Annotated in this window: 17 protein-coding genes and 1 other RNA gene; all 18 read right to left on the reverse strand. The window is 63.8% G+C overall.

Annotated elements, in window-relative coordinates:
• Positions 1-31: 31 nt before the first annotated feature.
• The 18 genes from murB to GGQ67_RS05210 all read right to left on the reverse strand — a co-directional run bounded on the left by murB (position 32) and on the right by GGQ67_RS05210 (position 20017).
• Positions 32-1006: a UDP-N-acetylmuramate dehydrogenase gene (murB, locus tag GGQ67_RS05125; RefSeq protein ID WP_183899118.1), complete on the reverse strand. Its 975-nt coding sequence runs from the start codon at positions 1004-1006 to the stop codon at positions 32-34.
• Complete coding sequence (gene murC, locus GGQ67_RS05130) at positions 1003-2418, reverse strand: UDP-N-acetylmuramate--L-alanine ligase (protein WP_183899119.1); 1416 nt, start codon at positions 2416-2418, stop codon at positions 1003-1005. Before murC ends, murB begins: the two co-directional genes overlap by 4 nt.
• Positions 2415-3545 (reverse strand): undecaprenyldiphospho-muramoylpentapeptide beta-N-acetylglucosaminyltransferase, encoded by a 1131-nt coding sequence (murG, locus tag GGQ67_RS05135; protein WP_183899120.1) that lies wholly within the window; start codon positions 3543-3545, stop codon positions 2415-2417. Before murG ends, murC begins: the two co-directional genes overlap by 4 nt.
• A 6-nt stretch (positions 3546-3551) precedes the next feature.
• Positions 3552-4706, reverse strand: a complete 1155-nt coding sequence (gene ftsW / locus GGQ67_RS05140; RefSeq protein WP_183899121.1) for a putative lipid II flippase FtsW — start codon at positions 4704-4706, stop codon at positions 3552-3554.
• 1 nt (position 4707) lies between these two features.
• Positions 4708-6120 (reverse strand): UDP-N-acetylmuramoyl-L-alanine--D-glutamate ligase, encoded by a 1413-nt coding sequence (murD, locus tag GGQ67_RS05145; protein WP_183899122.1) that lies wholly within the window; start codon positions 6118-6120, stop codon positions 4708-4710.
• Positions 6121-6127: 7 nt separating this feature from the next.
• Positions 6128-7228 (reverse strand): phospho-N-acetylmuramoyl-pentapeptide-transferase, encoded by a 1101-nt coding sequence (gene mraY, locus GGQ67_RS05150; RefSeq protein ID WP_183899123.1) that lies wholly within the window; start codon positions 7226-7228, stop codon positions 6128-6130.
• A gap of 22 nt (positions 7229-7250) precedes the next feature.
• Positions 7251-8684 (reverse strand): UDP-N-acetylmuramoylalanyl-D-glutamyl-2,6-diaminopimelate--D-alanyl-D-alanine ligase, encoded by a 1434-nt coding sequence (locus tag GGQ67_RS05155; protein WP_183899124.1) that lies wholly within the window; start codon positions 8682-8684, stop codon positions 7251-7253.
• Positions 8681-10141, reverse strand: a complete 1461-nt coding sequence (locus tag GGQ67_RS05160) for a UDP-N-acetylmuramoyl-L-alanyl-D-glutamate--2,6-diaminopimelate ligase (RefSeq protein WP_183899125.1) — start codon at positions 10139-10141, stop codon at positions 8681-8683. The genes GGQ67_RS05155 and GGQ67_RS05160 overlap by 4 nt, the downstream gene beginning before the upstream one ends.
• A gap of 67 nt (positions 10142-10208) precedes the next feature.
• On the reverse strand, positions 10209-11960 hold the full coding sequence (locus GGQ67_RS05165; protein ID WP_183899126.1) for a peptidoglycan D,D-transpeptidase FtsI family protein: 1752 nt from the start codon (positions 11958-11960) through the stop codon (positions 10209-10211).
• 2 nt (positions 11961-11962) lie between these two features.
• On the reverse strand, positions 11963-12367 hold the full coding sequence (gene ftsL, locus GGQ67_RS05170; protein ID WP_183899127.1) for a cell division protein FtsL: 405 nt from the start codon (positions 12365-12367) through the stop codon (positions 11963-11965).
• 1 nt (position 12368) lies between these two features.
• Entirely contained in the window at positions 12369-13394 is a 1026-nt protein-coding gene (gene rsmH, locus GGQ67_RS05175; RefSeq protein ID WP_183899128.1) for a 16S rRNA (cytosine(1402)-N(4))-methyltransferase RsmH, read from the reverse strand.
• A 14-nt stretch (positions 13395-13408) separates the two neighbouring features.
• Positions 13409-13849, reverse strand: a complete 441-nt coding sequence (mraZ, locus tag GGQ67_RS05180; RefSeq protein ID WP_246400120.1) for a division/cell wall cluster transcriptional repressor MraZ — start codon at positions 13847-13849, stop codon at positions 13409-13411.
• Between the two features lie 823 nt (positions 13850-14672).
• Positions 14673-15068, reverse strand: an RNA gene (rnpB, locus tag GGQ67_RS05185) — RNase P RNA component class A.
• Between the two features lie 55 nt (positions 15069-15123).
• On the reverse strand, positions 15124-16314 hold the full coding sequence (locus GGQ67_RS05190; protein WP_183899130.1) for an NAD(P)/FAD-dependent oxidoreductase: 1191 nt from the start codon (positions 16312-16314) through the stop codon (positions 15124-15126).
• 12 nt (positions 16315-16326) lie between these two features.
• A complete protein-coding gene (locus tag GGQ67_RS05195; RefSeq protein ID WP_183899131.1) occupies positions 16327-17514 on the reverse strand; it encodes an NAD(P)/FAD-dependent oxidoreductase in 1188 nt (395 codons plus the stop codon).
• A 118-nt stretch (positions 17515-17632) separates the two neighbouring features.
• Positions 17633-18289: a lytic transglycosylase domain-containing protein gene (locus GGQ67_RS05200; protein ID WP_183899132.1), complete on the reverse strand. Its 657-nt coding sequence runs from the start codon at positions 18287-18289 to the stop codon at positions 17633-17635.
• A gap of 259 nt (positions 18290-18548) precedes the next feature.
• The gene (locus tag GGQ67_RS05205) at positions 18549-19313 is read right to left on the reverse strand and encodes an N-acetylmuramoyl-L-alanine amidase (RefSeq protein WP_183899133.1); all 765 of its coding nucleotides are present in this window, start codon (positions 19311-19313) and stop codon (positions 18549-18551) included.
• On the reverse strand, positions 19310-20017 hold the full coding sequence (locus GGQ67_RS05210; protein ID WP_183899134.1) for a J domain-containing protein: 708 nt from the start codon (positions 20015-20017) through the stop codon (positions 19310-19312). The genes GGQ67_RS05205 and GGQ67_RS05210 overlap by 4 nt, the downstream gene beginning before the upstream one ends.
• Positions 20018-20335: the final 318 nt, after the last annotated feature.

Genomic DNA, 20335 nt, shown 5'->3' on the forward strand with positions numbered 1-20335 from the left:
CGAGATACCGACATGCGACGGGTTCTAGCGCTTACTCGCTGGTCACGCCCTGGAACGGACGCACTTCGCGGCCCGGCATGAACAGGCCCAGGCGCTTGATCTCCCATTCCAGCTTGATGCCGGAATTCTCGAACACCTCGCGGCGAACCTGCTCGCCCAGATATTCGAGGTCGTAGCCGGTCGCCTGGCCGTTGTTGATCATGAAGTTGCAATGCAGCGACGACATCTGCGCGCCGCCGATGACGAGCCCGCGGCATCCCGCTTCGTCGATCAGCTTCCAGGCGGAGTGGCCCTCGGGGTTCTTGAAGGTCGAGCCGCCGGTCTTCTCGCGGATCGGCTGCACCGTCTCGCGGTGGCTGCGCACCGCATCCATGTCGGCGCGGATCTTGGCGCGATCCTCGGCATAGCCCTCGAACAGCACCGAGGTGAAGATCAGGTCGCTCGACGCCGACGAATGGCGGTATGCGTAGCCCATGTCGGCATTCGACAGCACGTGCTTGTTGCCCTTGCGGTCGATCGCGGTCACCTCGACGACGCGGTCGCGCGTCTCGCCGCCATTGGCGCCGGCGTTCATGCGCGCGGCGCCGCCGATGCTGCCGGGAATGCCGTAATAGAAGTGGAAGCCGCCGATGCCGTTATCCATCGCCATAGCCGCGACATGCTTGTCCGGGCAGATGGCGCCGGCGCGCACGCGGTTCTCGCCCGCGAGTTCGGCCGAGCCGAAGCCCTTGGCGGAGAGGCGCAGCACCACGCCGGGGATGCCGCCGTCGCGCACCAGGATGTTGGAGCCGACGCCGACCACGGTCATCGGCACGTCCTCGGGAAGAATCGACAGGAAGGCGATCAGATCCTCTTCGTCGTGCGGCTGGAACATCAGTTCCGCGAGACCGCCGGCATGGAACCAGGTGACGCGATCCATCGGCGCATCCGGTGTAATCCTCCCGCGGATGTCCTTTACACCGTCGCCCAGCGACGCAAGAAGCTTTTGCCCATTCACCTGTTTCATGCGGATCTACCCGAAAGGCCTTCCAGTTGCTTGGGCAGCGCCGCCGCCCAGTAAGTGATACTCCCAGCCCCCAACAGAACCACGAAATCGCCTGGCTTTGCAATCTCTGCGACCATTTCAGGCAAAAGCTCGGGAGAAGCGAGGAAGCGCGCATCTCGATGCCCGCCCGATTTGATCAGCGACACCAGCGCTTCGGCGTTGGCCCCTTCGATCGGCTCTTCGCCCGCAGCATAGACCGGCGCCAGGAAAATGCTGTCCGCGTCGTTGAAGCAGGCGGCGAACTCCTCGAACAGGCTCGCCAGGCGCGAATAGCGGTGCGGCTGGTGCACGGCGATGACGCGGCCCTTGCAGGCCTCGCGCGCCGCCCTCAGCACCGCCTTGATCTCGACGGGGTGGTGACCGTAATCGTCGAAGATCTGCACGCCGTTCCATTCGCCCGTCAGCGTGAAGCGGCGCTTGACGCCGCCGAAGGAGGCGAGCCCCTTGGCGATATCCTCGCTCGACATGCCGAGACGGTTGGCAACCGCGATCGCCGCGGTCGCGTTGGAGATGTTGTGGCGGCCGGGCATCGGCATGACGAGATTGTCGAGCTTGATGACCTGGCCGGTGCGGCGGCGACGGATTTCGACGTCGAAGATCGAGCGCGCGCCGTCGATGCGCACATTCATGAAGCGCACGTCGGCCTGCGGATTTTCGCCATAGGTCACGACCTTGCGGTCCTCGATGCGGCCGACCAGCGCCTGCACTTCGGGGTGATCGAGGCACATGACGCCGAAGCCGTAGAACGGCACGTTCTCGACGAATTGGCGGAAGGCGGCGCGCACGGCGTCGAAATTGCCGTAATGGTCGAGATGCTCGGGGTCGATATTGGTGACGACGGCGACGTCGGCCGGAAGCTTCAGGAAGGTGCCGTCGGATTCGTCGGCCTCGACCACCATCCACTCGCCCTCGCCCATGCGGGCATTGGTGCCGTAGGCGTTGATGATGCCGCCGTTGATGACGGTCGGGTCGAGCCCGCCGGCTTCGAGCAGCGTCGCGACCAGCGAAGTGGTCGTCGTCTTGCCGTGCGTGCCGCCGATGGCGATCGCATTGCGGAAACGCATCAGTTCGGCCAGCATTTCGGCGCGACGCACGACCGGCAGCAGCTTCTCGCGGGCGGCGATGAGTTCCGGGTTGTCCTTCTTGATCGCCGTCGAGACGACGACGACCTCGGCATCGCCGAGATTCTCGGCCTTGTGACCGACGAAGACCTCGATGCCCTTGTCGCGCAGGCGCTGGACGTTGGCGCTATCGGCCTGATCGGATCCCTGGACGCGATGGCCGAGATTGTGCAGCACCTCCGCGATCCCGCTCATGCCGATACCGCCGATGCCGATGAAATGGACGAGGCCGATGGCCTTCGGCATTTTCATGCGCTTTTCCCCTTGAACTCTGCAATTGTACGTCCCGCCGCAATAGCCTCTACCATGTCGGCAAGCAAGTTCGCGGCATCAGGTTTACCCGCCTGCTTGGCGGCGGCCGCCATTCGGGCGAGTTTTTCCGGGTCGTTCATCGTGTGCGTCAGGATCGAGGCGATCTTTTCGGACGAGAGTTCGGCCTGTGCGATCACCTTGGCGCCGCCGGTCGCCGCCAGCGAAGCGGCATTCGCCGCCTGGTCGTGGTCGAGCGCATGCGGATAAGGCACCAGGATCGCCGGACGGCCGATCACCGAGATCTCCGACACCGTCGAAGCGCCGGAGCGGCAGATCACCAGATGCGCCCTGGCCAGCCGTTCGGCCATGTCGGTGAAGAAGGGAGCGATCTCGGAGGAGGCGCCCATGTCGAGCTTGGCGACGCAATCGCCGACCATGCCCATGTCCTCCGGGCGGACCTGCTGGGTGATCCTGAGACGCGCGCGCAGATCGTCGTCGAGCAGGCTGATCGCCGTCGGCATCGCCTTGGAGAAATACTGGGCGCCCTGGCTGCCGCCGAAGACGACGAGATTGAAAGGCTCTCCCGCGCGCGACGGCGTATAGGGCGTCCTGGCGGCCTCGATGACAGCCGGGCGCACCGGATTGCCGGTCGTCACCGTCTTCTCCGCAAAGGCACCGCCATTCTCGGGCAGGAAGCCGCCTGCGATCGCCTTGACGCGACTGGCCAGCGCCTTGTTGGCGCGGCCCATCACGGCGTTCTGCTCGTGGACCATCGTCGGCACGCCAAGCCGCGAGGCGGCAAGCAGCGGCGGCACCGTCGGATAGCCGCCGAAGCCGACGACCACGACGGGCTTCAGCCGCCCGATCAGCCGCTTGGCCGCCCGCATGCCGCTCCACAGCGTCCACAGCGACCGCGCGACCGCGACCGGGTTCTTCGAGGCGATCGTGGCCGACGGCACGACATGGATCTCGTCGGCCGGAAACTTGCCGGCGTAGCGCTCCGCCCGGCTGTCCGTGACCAGATGCACGGAATAGCCGCGTTCCTTCAGCTTGTAGGCCAGGGCCTCCGCCGGAAACACGTGGCCGCCGGTTCCCCCGGCGGCAAGCAGAACGATGCCTTTGCTCATGAACCCTTACTCCGCCGGAATGCCGTGCCCGACGCGGAACAGGCTCCGCTCCTGCGCACGCTTTTCCGGTCTGTGGCGCGTCAGCGCGAGAATGAACCCGGCCGTGACGCAGATGGCGACCATCGACGAACCGCCGTAGGAAATCAGCGGCAGGGTCATGCCCTTCGCCGGCAGCAGCTCGAGATTGACGCCCACGTTGATGATCGATTGTATGCCGATCTGCAGCACGAGGCCAGCGACGGCGAAGCGGCTGAAATCGTTGCGCTCCTTGTAGGCATGCGACAGGCCGCGCAGGACGAGCGCCGAAAACAGCAAGACCAGCGCGATACAGAAGATGATTCCGAACTCCTCGGCCGCGACCGAAAAGATGAAGTCGGTATGCGCGTCCGGGATGATGCGCTTGACGAGACCTTCGCCCGGCCCCTGGCCGAACCAGTCGCCACGGATGATCGCTTCGCGGGCGGTATCGATCTGGAACGTATCGCCTTCGCCGGTCATGAACTTGTCGAAACGCAGCGCCACGTGCGGGAAGACGTAGTAGGCGCTGACGAGACCGCCGACGCCGAGCGCCCCGAGCACGATGATCCACAGCCACGGCATTCCGGCCATGAAGAACATGCCGCCCCAGACGGCGGTGGTCAGGATCGTCTGCCCGAGGTCGGGCTGCGCAACCAGCAGTGCGGCGACAATCCCGAAAAGGATGATGGCGAAGAGATTGCCGGGGATCTCGGGCTGCCGCGCATGCTCGGCGAAGAGCCAGGCGCAGACGACCACGAAGGCCGGCTTCATGAATTCGGACGGCTGGATCGAAATGCCGGCCAGCGTGACCCAGCGGCGCGAACCCTTGACCTCGACGCCGAAGAACAGCGCCATCAGCATCAGGATGAGTGCGGCGATCAGAAGAATGATCGCCGTTCTGCGGACCTGACGCGGCGTCAGGAACGAAAGCCCGATCATGACCGCCAGCGACGGGATCATGAAGGCAGCCTGGCGCTTGACGAAGTGGAACGGCTCCAGCCCGATGCGCTCGGCCACCGCCGGCGACGCCGCGAAGGAGAGCATCAGGCCGATCCCCATCAGGAAGATGAACATCGCCAGGAAGAACCGGTCGATGGTCCAGAACCAATCGGCCAATGCCCCGCGTTCCGCACGACTTACCATGTCACTTCTCTCCTGTTGCCGAACCGATCAGCATGGTTATCCCGTCGAGCGCTGCCACATGGCTGACGAATGCATCGCCCCTGACTTCGAAGTTCTTGTACTGGTCGAAGCTTGCGCAAGCCGGTGCTAACATGACCGCCGACGGCCCGCTTTCGTCCTTGCCGGCATCCTCGGCCGCGTGGGCGACCGCCTGGTCCAGCGTTCCGGAAATCTCGTAGGGCACGGCGTCGCCGAGCGTGGCGGCGAATTCAGCGGCCGCCTCGCCGATCAGGTAGGCCTTGGCGATGCGCGGAAAGAACGGCGCGAGCGTCGTGATCCCGCCCGCCTTCGGCAGGCCGCCGGCGATCCAGTAGATACGGTCGTAGCTCGACAGCGCGGGCGCCGCTGCATCGGCATTGGTCGCCTTGGAATCGTTGACGAACACCACATTGCCGCGCCGGCCGACCGGCTGCATGCGATGCTTCAGGCCCGGGAAGGACGCAAGACCCGCGCGGATATCCTCGACCGAGACGCCGGCCGCGAGGCACGCGGCGACGGCGGCCGCCGCGTTCTGGGCGTTGTGGCTGCCGCGCAGCGTCGGAATGCCGTCGAGATCGGCGATCGGCAGGGCGGCGCCGGAATGCGCCTGGATGAGCCGCGTGCCCTCGGCATAGATGCCGTCGGCAAGCGCGTGGCGGCGGGAGATGCGCGTCACCTTGCCGCCCGCCCGCTCGATCCGGTCGGCGATCCTCTCGCAATGGCTGTCGTCGACGCCGACGATGGCGACGTCGCTGCCGGCGACCAGCCGTTCCTTGACATCGGCATAATGTTGCATCGTGCCGTGGCGGTCGAGATGGTCGGGCGTGAGGTTGAGCAGGATGCCGGCCGACGGGTTGAGCGTCGGCGCGAGATCGATCTGGTAGGACGAGCACTCGACGACATAGAACCGTCCTGATTTCGGCGGCTCGAGCGTCAGCACCGCCGTGCCGATATTGCCGCCGAGCTGCGTATCGCGGCCGCTCGACTTCAGGATATGGGCGATCAGCGCCGTGGTGGTCGACTTCCCATTGGTGCCGGTGATGGCGATGAACGGCGCGTCGGGGGCGTGCGCCCGGCGCTCGCGCACGAAGAGCTCGACATCGCCGACGATATCGACGCCGGCGGCGCGCGCCAGATCGACCGTCCAGTGCGGCTTCGGATGCGTGAGCGGCACGCCCGGCGACAGCACGAACAGCGACTGCGCGTTCCAGTCGATCGTTCTCAGATCGGCGGTGTGTATCCCTTCGGCCGCGGCCTTGGTCACGCTGTCGGGATTGTCGTCCCACGCGGTCACCTCGGCGCCCCCCAGGATCAGGGCGCGCGCCGTGGCGAAGCCGGAACCGCCGAGCCCGAAGAGCGCGACCTTTTTTCCTGAGAGCGTGGTGACCGGGATCATGATCGTCCTACCGCAGCTTCAGCGTCGACAGGCCGAGCATGGCGAGGCCGACGGCGATGATCCAGAAGCGGATGACGACCTGGCTTTCGGTCCAGCCCTTCTTCTCGAAATGGTGGTGGATCGGCGCCATCAGGAACACCCGTCGCCCGGTCATCTTGAAGAAGCCGACCTGGATGATGACGGACAGCGTTTCCATGACGAACAGGCCGCCGATGATCGCCATGACGATCTCGTGCTTGGTGGCGACGGCAACCGTGCCGATCGTGCCGCCGAGCGCCAGCGACCCGGTGTCGCCCATGAAGATGGCGGCGGGCGGGGCGTTGAACCACAGGAAGCCGAGGCCGGCGCCGATGACGGCGCCGAGAACTACGGACAACTCGCCGGTGCCGGGCACGAAGTTGATCTGCAGGTAGTTCGCGAACACCGCGTTACCGGCGAGATAGGCAATGACGCCGAAGGAGGCGGCCGCGATCATGACCGGCACGATGGCGAGACCGTCGAGACCATCCGTCAGGTTCACCGCATTGCCGGCGCCGACGATGACGAAGCCGCCGAAGACCACGAACATGATGCCGAGGTTGATCAGGAAGTCCTTGAAGAACGGAAAGGCGACTGAAGACCCGAAGGTCGAACCGGCAGGACCCGAGGCGAGCGACGCCCGCATCATGAAATAGACGGCGATGCCGGCGATGACGAATTCGATGCCGAGGCGCGCCTTGCCCGAGAAGCCCTTGTGGCTCTGCTTGCTGACCTTGAGATAATCGTCATAAAAGCCGATCGCGCCGAAGCCGAGCGTGACCAGCAGCGTCGCCACGACATAGATGTTCGACAGATCCGCCCACAAAAGCGACGAGCCGACGATACCGGCCAGGATCATCAGGCCACCCATGGTCGGCGTACCCGCCTTCTTGAAGTGCGTCTGCGGACCGTCGGCGCGGATCGGCTGCCCCTTGCCCTGGCGCACGCGCAGCGAATTGATGATCATCGGTCCGAACAGGAAAACGATCAGCGCGGAGGTGAAGAGAGAGGCGCCCGTGCGGAACGTAATATACCTGAACAGGTTCAGGAATTTCAGGTGTTCCGACAGTTCGACTAGCCAAATCAGCATTCAGGGCCCCTTGTTTACCCGCTCAAAATTCGCGTTGCGTGTCGGCAAATGGCGGGAACTTGTCAAGGAGCGCGGCAATAATCTTGCCGAAACCGAGGCCCAATGACGATTTTACCATCAGCACGTCGCCTACCGCGACCGAGTTCAGTACGTGGTCGATGAGTTCGTCGGTCTGGGCGCGATGCACGACCGAAACGCTCTCGGGAAGTGATTCTTTCAGCGCCAGCATCTCCGGGCCAGCGAGCCAGACATGTTCGATACCGGCGGCCAGCAGCGGTCCCGCGAGATCGGTGTGAACCTTCTGCGAATAGTCGCCCATCTCGAGCATGTCGCCGAGAACGGCGATCCGCCGTCCCGATCCCGTGGGTACGGAGCTGGCGAGCAGCGCGATCGCCGCGCGCATCGATGTCGGATTGGCGTTGTAGCTTTCGTCGATGACGGTCAGGCTGCCGTGGCCGATCGACAGCTTGTGGCGTCGCCCCCTGCCCTTCTCGGCCTGCAGCGTCGCGAGAGCCGCGATCGCCGACCGCATGTCGGCGCCGACGATCCTGGCGACGCCGAGCGCTGCCAGCGCGTTCTCGGCGATGTGCCGCCCGGGCGCGCCGATCGCCACCTCGTGCGTCTCGCCGTCGATGGTGATCCACAGTGTCGAGCTCTGGTCGCCGCCGTTGAACTCCGCCATGCGGAAATCTGCCTTGGCGTGCTGCCCGAACGAATGAATATGCTGGATGCCGCAGGCCTGCGCCGTGCGGTCGAGGAAATTGAACTGGTCGTTGTCGCGATTGAGCACGGCATGACCGCCCGGCACGACGCCCTCGAAGATCTCGGCCTTGGCGGTCGCGATTTCCTTGATGCTCTTGAAGTTGCCGAGATGCGCCGGCGCGATCGTGGTGATGACGGCGACATGCGGCTCGATCATCTTCACCAGCGGACGGATTTCGTCCGGGTGGTTCATACCCACCTCGAAGACGCCGAAATAGGTGTCGAGCGGCATGCGCGCCAAGGTCAGCGGCACGCCCCAGTGATTGTTGAAGGACGCGACCGACGCATGCACCTTGCCCGACGGCGCGAGCACGCGGCGCAGCATCTCCTTGGTCGTCGTCTTGCCGACCGACCCGGTGACGGCGATGATCTGGGCACGCGAGCGGGCGCGCGCCGCGAGCCCGAGCTTGCCCAGCGCCACCAGCACGTCCTCGACGACGATCATCGGCACCGTCAGGCGGCCGAGCGCCGGCAGGCGCGCCTCGCTGACCACGAGCAAAGCCGCGCCATTGGCCATCGCCATCGACGCATAGTCATGACCATCGACCCGGTCGCCCTTGATCGCGAAGAAGGCCTCGCCCGGCTGGATCGTCCGGCTGTCGATCGCGATCCCGGTAATTCCCTCCGGCAAGCTGCCGAACGGGCGCCCGGCCATGGCCGTGATCATGTCCTGCGTCGTCCAAAGCCAGCTCACGATTTCAGCTCCTCCAAAGCCTTGCGCAACTCGGCGTGATCCGAAAACGGCAGCGTGACGCCACCGATCGTCTGCCCCTCCTCATGCCCCTTGCCGGCGACGATCAGCGTGTCGCCCGACGTCAGCATGGCGACCGCCTCGCGGATGGCCTGGGCGCGATCGGCGATCTCCGTGGCGCAGGGAGCCGCCGCCATGATCTCTGCGCGGATCGATGCCGGCTCTTCCGAGCGCGGATTGTCGTCGGTGACGACAACGACATCGGCCAGCCGGCAGGCGATCTCGCCCATGATCGGCCGCTTGCCGCGGTCGCGGTCTCCACCGCAGCCGAAGACGACGATGACACGGCCGGTCGTGAACGGACGCACGGATTCCAGCACATTCGAAAGCGCATCGGGCTTGTGGGCGTAATCGACATAAGCGAGCGCGCCGTCCTTGGTGTGGCCGACCAGTTCGAGGCGGCCGGACGCGCCCTGCAGCTTTTCGAGCGCCGCCATGGCGACCTTGGCCGGAACGCCGGTGGACATGGCAAGGCCGGCGGCGACAAGCGCATTGGCCACCTGGAAATCGCCCGCGAGCGGAATGTCGACCTCGAAGATCTGTCCCTCGGCGTGGATTTCGGCCACCTGCTTGTGGCGGAAATGCTCGACGCGCTTCAGCGTCAGATACTCGCCCTTGCGGCCGACCGTGCGCACGATATGCCCGGCATCGATCGCCGCCTTGATCGCCTGCTCCGACCACGCGTCGTCGGAAAAGATCACGGCGGGCGCGCCCTTCGGCAGCAGCGTATCGAACAGCCGCATCTTGGCGGCCATGTAGTCCTCGATCGTCGGATGGTAATCCATGTGATCGCGGCCGAGATTGGTGAAGGCGGCCGCGGCGAGCGTCACGCCGTCGAGACGCGACTGGTCGAGGCCGTGGCTCGACGCCTCCATCGAGGCATGCGTCACGCCCTCGTCGGTCAGTTCGGCCAGCAGCGCATGCAGCGACACCGGATCGGGTGTGGTCAGCGAGCCGTAATCGTTGCGGGTCGGCGAAACGACGCCCGTCGTGCCGATCATCGCGGCCGGATGACCGGCATAGGCCCAGATCTGTCGCGTAAAGGAGGCGACCGACGTCTTGCCGGCGGTTCCTGTGACCGCGACCATGGTTTCGGGCTGCTTGCCGTAGAAATTGGCGGCGGCGAGCGACAGGAAGCGGCGCGGTTCGTTGACGACGAGGACGGGAATGGAGGCTTCGGTCGCATGCGAGGCGATCGCCACGACGGCACCGCGCGCGGCGGCATCGGCGATGAAGCCCGCGCCGTCGGCCTTGATGCCGGAGACGGCGACGAAAGCCATGCCGGGCGCGATCTTGCGGCTGTCGGCGGAAAGGCCGGAAATCTCCAGCGCGCCCACCGGCCCGTTCAGTTGTTCCTTCAGTTCCGGAAACGCATTTCCGGCGATGTCCCGCAGTTTCATCGAACGCACACTTCTCTTTCGAGCCGTCTAGCCCCAATGGCGAATCGGCCGCGACATTCATCCAGACTCAATAAGACACCAACATGGCCGATCCGTCGTCACCGAACTTCGGTTCCACACCGAGGATTGGCGCCGCCCGGGAGATGATGTTCTTGACCATCGGAGCGGCGGTGAACGCCGCGATGTTCTGGCCTTTCTCACCATTATGCGGCTCGTCGCAGAAGGTCAGCACCACATATTTCGGATCGTCGATCGGGAAGGCCGCGAGAAAGGCATTGAAGTTGAGGTTGCTGGCATAGCGGCCGTTGACCACCTTGTCGGCGGTCCCGGTCTTGCCGCCGACATTGAAGCCGGGAACGTCGGCATTGCGGCCGGAGCCCTTGATGCCGTTGAGCTTGAAGAGATAGCGCACGTCGTCGCTGGTGGTCTTCTTGACCACGACTTCGGCGACATCGTCGGCCTGCTGGCGCGTGCGCGGCAGGAACGTCGGCTCGATCAGCCTGCCGCCGTTGACGAGCGCGGCGCCGGCCACCGCCGTCTGCAGCGGCGTCGTCGAGACACCGTGGCCGAACGAGATCGTCACCGAATTGATCTTCTTCCAGACCTTGGGCTGGCTCGGCATCTTCACTTCCGGCAGCTCGGTCCGCATCTTGGTGAGAAGGCCGAGCTTCGTCAGATAGTCCTTCTGCGCATCGATACCGACGATGTCGATGATGCGGGCGGTACCGACGTTGGAGGAATACTGGAACACCTCGGGCAGCGTCAGCCAGCGCTGCTGGCCATGGAAATCGTGAATGGTGAAGCCGCCGATGCGCAGCGATTGCCTGGCGTCGAAGCTGTCCGTCAGCTTGACCTTGCCGGTGTCGAGCGCCATGGCGAGCGAGAACGTCTTGAACGTTGACCCCATCTCGAACGTGCCGTTCGACATGCGGTTCAGCCAGCCCTCCTTGGCGCCCTCGAGCGGGTTGTTCGGATCGAAATCCGGAGCGGACGCCATGGCCAGCACTTCCCCGGTATTGATGTCGAGGATGACGGCGCCGGCGCCCTTGGCTTCGTAGTTGGTCACGGCATTGGCGACCACGTCGCGCACGATGTTCTGGACGCGCACGTCGATCGACAGCTTGATCGGCTCGAGCGGCTGGTCGCTGGTCATGCCGACGGAGGCGAGATCGGCGAGCCCCTGGTCGTCGATATATTTTTCCATGCCGGCGACGCCGCGGTTGTCGATATTGACGTAGCCGAGGATATGCGCGGCGGTCGGACCACCGGGATAGAAGCGGCGCTTTTCCGGCCGGAAGCCGATGCCGGGAATGCCGAGCGCCAGGATCTGGCTCTGCTGCTTCGGCGAAAGCTGGCGGCGCAGCCACGCGAAGTGCGAATTGCGGTTGGCGAGCTTCTTGTAGGTGCCCTTCATGTCGAGATCGGGCAGCACGGTCGTCAGCTTCTCGACGGCCTCGTCGGCATCGACGATCTTGTTCGGCTCGGCGAACAGCGAGACCGTGCGGATGTCGGTGGCCAGCACCTCGCCGTTACGGTCGAGAATGTCGGGGCGCGACGCCAACAGGCGGTCGGGCGGCAGGATGCTGGAGACGGTATCGGGGTCACGCACGGCATATTCGACCAGACGCCCGCCGATGACGAGATAGCCACAGACGAAGGCGAAAGCCAGCAGGCCCACCCGGCTCTTCGCCTGACCGCTGCGCTTCTTGCGCCAGCCCGGGATCGGCGCGTTGCCGGCCGATCCGCCGAACCGGCTGTAGACGCCGGATGAGAAGTGCGCCTGGCTCTTGGCGACCATGATGCGTGAAAGAAAGGACATCTCTACTCCACCGATCCGGTTACCAGGTCGTCTTCGGCCTCGGCGCGTTTTGCCGCCATGATCTTCGGCTTCGGCTTCGCGCCGGCCTTGGCATCGGCCACCTGCGGCACCGGAACCTGCGACTTCAGCATCGGCAGCTCCTGCGGGCGGACCAGCGACGTCGAGAGGGTGGGTTGCAGCTGCAGCTCGCCATTGTAGTTGGCTACCAGCCGTTCCAGCCGGTTCGGCTGCGACTGCAGGGCCCAGTCGGCCTTCAACAGGTCGATCGTATCCTTCTCGAGCTTGATCTCGGTTTCGAGGCGGCGAACCTCCTCCAGCTTCAGCTCGGCGCGATGCTTGATCGTGTAGGTCACCGCGGCAGCCGCCGTCATGACGCCGATCAGGATGAGGTCGAAGGTTCTCAGCATATCAGGCTCCGAGCTTTCCGAGGCTTGCGAGGTTGGGCAGTCCGAAGATCGACATGTCGGCGGCTTCCGCCGGCGCCGTGGTCCTGAGACCGGCGCGCAGCTTGGCGGAGCGGGCGCGCGGATTGAGCTCGGCCTCGGCGTCGCTCGCCGACACCATTGGCTTGCCGATCCGGTCGAAGGTCGCGGCGCGTTCGTGGGCGATCGGCATATGGCGCGAGCCGGAGGCCTTGCCGGCGCGATCGGAGAAGAAGGTCTTGACGATGCGGTCTTCCAGCGAGTGGAAGGTGACGACCACGAGGCGACCGCCCGGCTTCAACGCCTGCTCGGCCGCGAACAGCGCCTGCGCCAGTTCGCCGAGTTCGTCGTTGACGAAGATGCGCAACGCCTGGAACACCCGCGTCGCCGGATGGATCTTGTCCTTCATCTTGCGTGGCGTGACGATCTCGATCAGGCCAGCCAGATCGCGCGTCGTCTCGAACGGCTTTTCGGCGCGGCGCTTCTCGATCGCATGCGCGATGCGCGGCGACTGGCTCTCCTCGCCGAGAAAATGGAAGATGCGGATGAGTTCGGCGACCTTGGCGCGATTGACCACGTCGGCGGCGGAAACGCCCGATGCCGACATGCGCATGTCGAGCGGCCCGTTCTTCTGGAACGAGAAGCCGCGATCGGCCTCGTCGATCTGCATCGACGATACGCCGATATCGAGCACGACGCCGTCAAGGCCAGCGGCCGGCGCATGATCGGCCAGCAGTGAAAACTGCGAATGAATGAGCTTCAGACGACCACCATGCGCGGCAACCATCGCCTGCCCGCCGGAGATCGCCGTCGGATCGCGGTCGAGCGCGATCACCTCGGCGCCACCAGACAAAATGGCCGACGTATAGCCGCCCGCGCCGAAGGTACCGTCGAGAATGACCTTGCCGGCCGCGGGCTCGAGCGCCGTCAGGACCTCATTGAGAAGAACCGGAATGTGGCGAACCGGTCCGCCACCGGCATCAGTTGAACCTTCGCCAGGATTCGCCGCCATTCCGTTCCCTCGTGTTACGAGGAACGCTTGCCCGCCAGCCTGCGCTCCTCTCGTGCTCGTTGCTGCACCGCCTGAAATTCCTTCGGCTGCCACAGCTGAAAATGATCCGCCCGACCGACGAAGGTCACTTCGTCCGAGATACCGGTGAAGTCGCGAATGAAGTCCGTGACCGTCAACCGCCCCTCGGCGTCGAGCTTCATGAAGACCCCGCCCCCGTGAATGAGCAGCGACATCTCGTTCGCTTCCGGCGAAAACGGATCTTCCGCAGCGATCTGCCGCTCGAACCTTTCGAGAAGGTCCGAACCGCCGACGCTGATCGCCGGAAACACAAAATCCTGGAAGCAGTACAAATCCTGGATGTTGCCTTGCGCCATCACCGATCGAAACGCCGCGGGCACGGAGACCCTGCCCTTGGAATCGATCCTGTTGGTCGCATGTGAAAGGAAGCGGCCCATGACACGAAACATCCGTTCCCGAAAGAGCCCGGACAGCAATTAGGCGCCCCGAACCCCATTTCTCAGACACAGCTTCGCCAGCCGGATGAACAACACTCCATCCAGCGCCTCCGGTGGGGAGTACGCCTCTACTTTGCGATTGATGGGCACTTGATTGCCCTTGCGCAGTGCAGGAATGGGATAGCATGGGACCATATGGGCGTCAATGGGAAACGCCCGTCTCACGATGAGCGCAGTATCGAAAATTTATAAGCTGTTAAGTTTAACAAAGGGTTATGAACGGCCGATTTCCCGACCTTCGAGACACCCCTGAAGAGCGTCGCGAACGACGTCCCAGACATCCCCGGTTGCGGAAAGCAAATTCGGGCACGCCGCGCAGGTGAAAACTCGAAAACGCAACTTTAAATGCACATTTTGCTCCCGGCTTATACGGCAACCTCACCGTCCGGCCACCTGTGTTATTGCGGCCCTTCTTTCCTACTATGGCGTTAACGTAAAATAATGTATTTTAGACATCATGCATACACAAAGACAAAAACATATCCATTTGCAGAACAAACAAAGAAAACACGGAGAAACTCCATGGCGAGTTTTAGCTTCAAGGGAATGTTAATCGGAATGAAAACGCCGAATACTCAGCTTCCACTGAAGAAAGTCGGAATGACTTCTGAAATTCAGTGCGCAAACTGTGGAAAACTACTGAAGCGATGGTCGGCGCTTTCGCTCAGCACCACGGTCTGCGAGGAATGTCTTCGGCAGCCGCCCACGTCTCACTGAGCCCTGTAAGGGTCAGTGAAATCGTATGGACGCGGATAAAAAAGCAATCGCCAGTTGGCCTGTAAGCCGGGTTCTGTATGGCTCCGGCCGAAACCGGAACGTGGCAGCCATTCCTCTGGGACAACGTTTGCACGTTGCCTCTCGCAACCCACCCGGATGACTGGCCTGGAAACCAGCCGGACGGCTTGCGCCGTCCGCGTCATCCCTATTCGGTCTTGCTCCCGGTGGGGTTTACCTTGCCATCGCCGTTGCCGGAGACGCGGTGGGCTCTTACCCCACCCTTTCACCCTTACCTGCCGAGGCAGGCGGTTTGCTTTCTGTGGCACTTTCCCTGAGGTCGCCCTCGCCGGACGTTATCCGGCACCGTGTTTCCGTGGAGCCCGGACTTTCCTCACCCTACCGTCTTTCGACATTGGTAAAGCGCGGCTGCCCGGCCAACTGGTCCGGCTCCCTTAACCGAGACGGCCGACGAATGCCAACAAAATATCGCTCGAGCCTTATCGGAAATACGGTTTGAAATCCGTCGCGTAGCCCTGTCCGTTGATTCGACCTTCGAGCAGGAGCGTTGCGCCGAGCCGGCCGATCTCGTCCGAGCTCTTGGCCGCCGTGCCGCAACCGCCCGTCAGCACGCCGATGCGCGGCGACGACGTATAGCCGATCATCGGATGGCCGCTCGGCGTGAACGACACGACGCAGGAGCCGCTCGATGTCGAGAGCGGACGAAGCTCCGGCACCGCCCGCTGGATCAGCCGCGTCAGATGCGACTGGACGCTCGCACGCCCATCGGTCTTGAACCACGAGCGCAGCTCCGGCTCGCGCTCCAGCCTGACATCGTCGGGATCGCCGCCGATCTTCATGTAGACCTTGCCGTCGGGATAGCGGATCGGCGGCAGCATGTAGAAGTCGTCCAGACCACCGGCGCCGTGCGAGATCAGCGACGGCATGCCGGCGAACCGCGCGGCGGCCGCCTCGTCGATCTCGTAGAAGGCGATGGTGCGCGCGTAGACCTTCAGATCGACAGGCCGCGGCAAGAGATTGTCGGCAATGGAAAAGCCGCCGGCGGCGAGCAGCACCTTTTCGGCCCGGTAGCTTCTCCCGTCGGACGTCTCGACGTCAACCAGACCGCCCTCGTCGCGGATCGCCACGGCGACCTCGCGAATGACCGAGGCCCCGGCCTTCTCCGCGGCGATCGACTGCGCCCTGACGAGATTGCGCGGGCTGATATGCCCGGCGCCCGTCGGCTCGTGGACACCCTCGCTACCGGCGGCAAAGGCGAAGAACGGAAAGCGGTCCTTCAAGCCGTCACCGTCGAGCAGCGCCGTCTCGACGCCGAGCGACCGGGCGGCGGCCGATGTGCGCTCCACATAGGTATCCGCGCCGCCGCGCTCGGGACCGACCACCAGGCAGCCGGCGGGCGTATGGAAGGAAACGCCGCTCTCCCGCTCGATCTCGGCGTAGCGCCCGATCGAGCGATTGGCGAGCAAGGCCCAATCGCGGTCGGGATCGATGGTGCGGGTTATGCGCCCCTCGTCGTAATGGCTGGCGAAAACGCCGTCATGCCGCTTGCGATCGTGCGGCTCGTCCGGGCCGATGACGGCAACGCCATCAGTCGACTTGGCGAGATGCCGGGCGGCGGCGGCACCCATCATGCCCCGGCCGACGATGATGTATCTGAAATCCGCGCTCATCACCGTCCCGATCTATCGAAAGCAGGGCGTCAGCTGCCGGCCGAAATCGGCATCGCCAAGCCGCCCTTCCGAAAGCAGAACGGCACCAAGCCTTCCGAGCTCGTCCGACGACTTCGCGGCGACGAAATTGCCGCCCGTCAGCACCGCGATGCGCGGCGAGGAGGTGAAACCGGCATAGGGATAGGCGGTCGGCGTGAACGTCGCGACGCAGGGCGCCGATGTCACCGGGCATCCGGCAAGGTCGGGCATCAGCTCCAGAGCCGTGGCGACCAGCAGATCGCGCTCGGCGGGATCTCCGTCCGAGCGGAACCAGGCACCGGCATCCTCGAGCGTGTCGAAGCTGCGCGCCTCGGTATCGCCGCCGAGCTTCAGATAGGTCTTGCCGTCGGGATAGCGGACCGGTGGGAGAATATAGACATGATCCTCGTCGCGATCGCCGAACACGATGCTCGACGGCATGTCGCCGAAGATCGCCTTTTCGCACTCGCCGAGCTCGTAGAAGACGACCGTTCGGGCCGCGACGCGGATATCGACGGGCGCCGGGAGAAGCTGATTGAAGTTGCTGAAACCGCCGGCCGCGACGAGGACGCGATCGGCCGTATAAATCCGGCCGCCGACGCTCACCTCGACATGGGAACCGGCATCCCTGACACCGGTCGCGGTCGCATCGATGATGGTGACGCCGCCCGCTTCGGCAAGCGCCGTCTGCGCGCGCACCAGCGCCCGCGGATTGACGTGGCCGGCGCGGCTCTTCTCGTAATAGCCGCTGAAGCTGTCTCGGAGAGTGAACTCGGGAAAGCGCTGGCGCAGGGCCGCCGCATCCAGCACCTCGTACTGGACGCCGAGCCCGTCGGAAACCTCGATCGCGCGCCCGAGATAGCCCTGCCCCGGTTGCGGCACGGGCCCCGCGAACAGGCATCCCGCCTCCGTGAAGAAGGAGATGCCGCTCTTCGCCTCGATCTCGGCGTAGCGATCGAGCGAGCGGGCGGCAAGCGTCGCCCAGACGATGTCGTCGTCGAAGGTACGGGTAATGCGCGCCTCGTCGTAATGGCTCGCGAACACGCCGTGGTGGCTCCTTCGCTCGACCGGTTCCCCCGGCCCGATCAGCGCCACCCCTTCGCTCATTGCGCTCAGATGGCGGGCCGCGGCCGCGCCCATCATTCCGCGCCCGATCACGATTGCCTTGAAATCACATGCCATGTCTCACCTCTTTTCAAGGTCAGATAGCACGATCTCCAAGTTGAATCATATTCTTAAGTCATTCACCCAGGTGATTCAGCCACAAGCCGTTTCCGCTCGTGGCCATCTCATCCGGCGATCAGTTGATCATCGCCAGCACCTTGCCGCAATAGGCCTTGGACACCGGGTTCATGCGCGTCGCCGCGTGGCCGGCATTGTACTTGAGAATGGTATCGCAGGTCTCGCCGCCACCGAGCGTCTGCGCCGCGGCCAGATACTTCATGCCGTATTTGAGGTTGGTATCGGGATCGAAAAGCCCCTTGCTCGAACCCGAATAGCCCATCATCCGAGCCGTCGCCGGCTTGATCTGCATGAGGCCGATTTCGCCGGCGCTGCCGCGGGCATTCGGATTGTAGTTGCTTTCGATACGAACAACTGCCTGCGCGAGTTCGACCGGAACATTGTACTCCCGGGCGTACTTGACGATGATCGCCGCGTACTTGCTGCCGGGCATGTCGGGCATCGCGAAACCGGATGTCCGGTCGGCGGTCTTCAGCGCCACGGTCTTCTGCGGCTTCTCCGCCTTGACGACCTTCTGAACCCTCTTGGTCTTTTGAACTTTGGGAGCCTTGGCCGGGGTGTTTTGAGCCGTCCGGGCTTTCTCCGTCTTTTGCGTCTTGAGTGTCTGCGTCTTCTCTGTCGTTTGCGCTCTATTGCCCCACTCGCCTGCGAACGCGCAATTGAATCCCATCAGCAGCGTGCTGGCGCACACCACAGCAGAAATAATCTTTCTCATGTAGTCCAGATACTCCAAGCAAAAGAAAAGCTGCGTATTAACGAAATCCTAACGCAGCATAAATTCGCATAAATACTGACTGTATCAGCGACATTTCTTTTCTGTTTCAATTGACGACGGTCGACAACACACGACAAAACAACCGGCGCCGTTTAGCGACTGGGGTTAGACCATCGCATTGAGGAGATAATAGGGAAAACATGTGGCAGCGCAGCAAACCGTAAAATCTAGGGGTATATGCCGGCAAATCGGCGCGGTCTCAGGCGCCGTAGCGCGGCAGGGCCGATAGCAGGCGATGCAGCGTGTCGATCGTCGAGAAATCGGCGATCCCGTCGACCCTCTCCGGCCTGAAATGGCGCTGGAAGGCTTCGATCTCGCCGGCCATCTTCTCGGAGAATTCGCCTGTGATCTCAGTGCCGTAACCGTAGAGCGACAGCATCGACTGCAGGGCCTCCACCGGCTGCCCCTGGTCGCCGCGCTGGAAGAACCGTCCGCCGGTGATCGAAGCCGGCGCGACCCAGTGGCCGACCCCCTTGGCGTGCAGCATTTCCCAGGGGAAGTTTTCACCCGGATCGAGCTTGCGCCGAGGGGCGACATCGGAGTGTCCGAGCACTCTTTCCGGCGCGATTGACCAACGTTCGCCGCAGTCGCGACACAATTCGATCACCGCGTCCATCTGCGCCTGCGGATATGCGGGCAGCCCGCCCGGATGTCCCGCGTTGGCGATCTCGATGCCGATCGACGACGAGTTGATATCGGTCTCGCCCTGCCAGACGCTCTTGCCGGCATGCCACGCACGCCGCGCCTCGGCGACGAGCTGCACGACCTCGCCGTTCTCGTGCACGAAGTAATGGCACGAGACCTGGCTCTCCTCGCGACAGAGCCAGTCGAGCGCTCCGTCCGCGGTCGGCATGCCGGTGTAATGGAGAATGATCATGTCGGGCTTGCGCCCGTCGACACGCTCGCCATGGTTCGGCGACGGCCGTACGCCGGCTTTGGCGTAATCTGCCGTAAAGGCGGTCATGCGGCGCGGCGTTCCTTCTCGATCGCCTCGTAGGCGGCATTGAGCGCCGCCATCCGTTCATTGGCAATCGCATGGAACTCGGCCGGCACGCCCCGCGAGATCAGCCGGTCGGGATGATGCTCGCTGACGAGGCCGTGGTAACGGCGGCGGATGGTGGTGAAATCGTCGGACGGCGAAACGCCGAGCACCTTGTAGGGATCACGTCCGGTCGACACATGCCGTGCGGCGATCTGCTCGAAGCGCTCCTCGCTCATGTGGAAGATCTCGGCCACATGCGCCAGAAACGCCATTTCCCTCTCATGGATGAGACCGTCGGCCTTGGCGATGTGAAACAGGCCGTCGAGCACCTCTTCCAGAACCGGGCAATTGGCCGCGCAGGTCACGCACAGTACGGAAAGTCGCTCCGCATAGGCATCGTAGCCCGCTACGTCCTGGCGCGCGAGGTTGTAGAGACGCGCGACGTTGGCAGCCTGGTCGTCGGGAAATTCGAAAATCTCGCGGAAGGCCTGGACCTCCTTCTCGCTGACGATCCCGTCGGCCTTCGCCATCTTCGCCGACAGCGCGATGATCGCGACCGAGAAGGCCACCTTGCGCCGCGTCTCGGGATCGCCTTCAAAAACCGTGCGAACAGCCTCGACCACGGCGGAAAGCGCACTTCCCGCGGCGTTGCCTATGGCGTTCAGCAGTTTTTCCCAGAAGGACATCGGTTTTCTCGTGCAATAAAAGGAAAAACACCTTGAACAAATAAAGGTTGCCTTTGCAAGACGGGGATTGGCCGCAGGGTTGAAAACACCTTTCACAATTCGGTAACGGTCGGCTGCCGGCGAAACATCCGCACCCTCGGACGGACAGCCGGACGATTTCCACAACCGCATGCGAACGGCGGTCGCGGCCTGAAACGATTAGATCAACGCTTCACGACGACTTGTCCGTTTGGCCGAGCCGAAACACGCATTTTTCACAGAAACAACACTTTACACACCTCGCTCTCTGCCGCATCCATGCAGGACCGAACCAGGCTT

Origin of the sequence: Rhizobium metallidurans (assembly GCF_014196505.1) — a bacterium.
Classification (GTDB): Bacteria; Pseudomonadota; Alphaproteobacteria; order Rhizobiales; family Rhizobiaceae; genus Rhizobium; species Rhizobium metallidurans.

Coding starts and splice junctions, on each gene's coding strand:
- murB (WP_183899118.1), bottom strand. CDS start 1,006: ATGAAACAGGTGAATGGGCAAAAGCTTCTTGCGTCGCTGGGCGACGGT.
- murC (WP_183899119.1), bottom strand. CDS start 2,418: ATGAAAATGCCGAAGGCCATCGGCCTCGTCCATTTCATCGGCATCGGC.
- murG (WP_183899120.1), bottom strand. CDS start 3,545: ATGAGCAAAGGCATCGTTCTGCTTGCCGCCGGGGGAACCGGCGGCCAC.
- ftsW (WP_183899121.1), bottom strand. CDS start 4,706: ATGGTAAGTCGTGCGGAACGCGGGGCATTGGCCGATTGGTTCTGGACC.
- murD (WP_183899122.1), bottom strand. CDS start 6,120: ATGATCCCGGTCACCACGCTCTCAGGAAAAAAGGTCGCGCTCTTCGGG.
- mraY (WP_183899123.1), bottom strand. CDS start 7,228: ATGCTGATTTGGCTAGTCGAACTGTCGGAACACCTGAAATTCCTGAAC.
- GGQ67_RS05160 (WP_183899125.1), bottom strand. CDS start 10,141: ATGAAACTGCGGGACATCGCCGGAAATGCGTTTCCGGAACTGAAGGAA.
- GGQ67_RS05165 (WP_183899126.1), bottom strand. CDS start 11,960: ATGTCCTTTCTTTCACGCATCATGGTCGCCAAGAGCCAGGCGCACTTC.
- ftsL (WP_183899127.1), bottom strand. CDS start 12,367: ATGCTGAGAACCTTCGACCTCATCCTGATCGGCGTCATGACGGCGGCT.
- rsmH (WP_183899128.1), bottom strand. CDS start 13,394: ATGGCGGCGAATCCTGGCGAAGGTTCAACTGATGCCGGTGGCGGACCG.
- mraZ (WP_246400120.1), bottom strand. CDS start 13,849: ATGGGCCGCTTCCTTTCACATGCGACCAACAGGATCGATTCCAAGGGC.
- GGQ67_RS05190 (WP_183899130.1), bottom strand. CDS start 16,314: ATGAGCGCGGATTTCAGATACATCATCGTCGGCCGGGGCATGATGGGT.
- GGQ67_RS05195 (WP_183899131.1), bottom strand. CDS start 17,514: ATGGCATGTGATTTCAAGGCAATCGTGATCGGGCGCGGAATGATGGGC.
- GGQ67_RS05200 (WP_183899132.1), bottom strand. CDS start 18,289: ATGAGAAAGATTATTTCTGCTGTGGTGTGCGCCAGCACGCTGCTGATG.
- GGQ67_RS05205 (WP_183899133.1), bottom strand. CDS start 19,313: ATGACCGCCTTTACGGCAGATTACGCCAAAGCCGGCGTACGGCCGTCG.
- GGQ67_RS05210 (WP_183899134.1), bottom strand. CDS start 20,017: ATGTCCTTCTGGGAAAAACTGCTGAACGCCATAGGCAACGCCGCGGGA.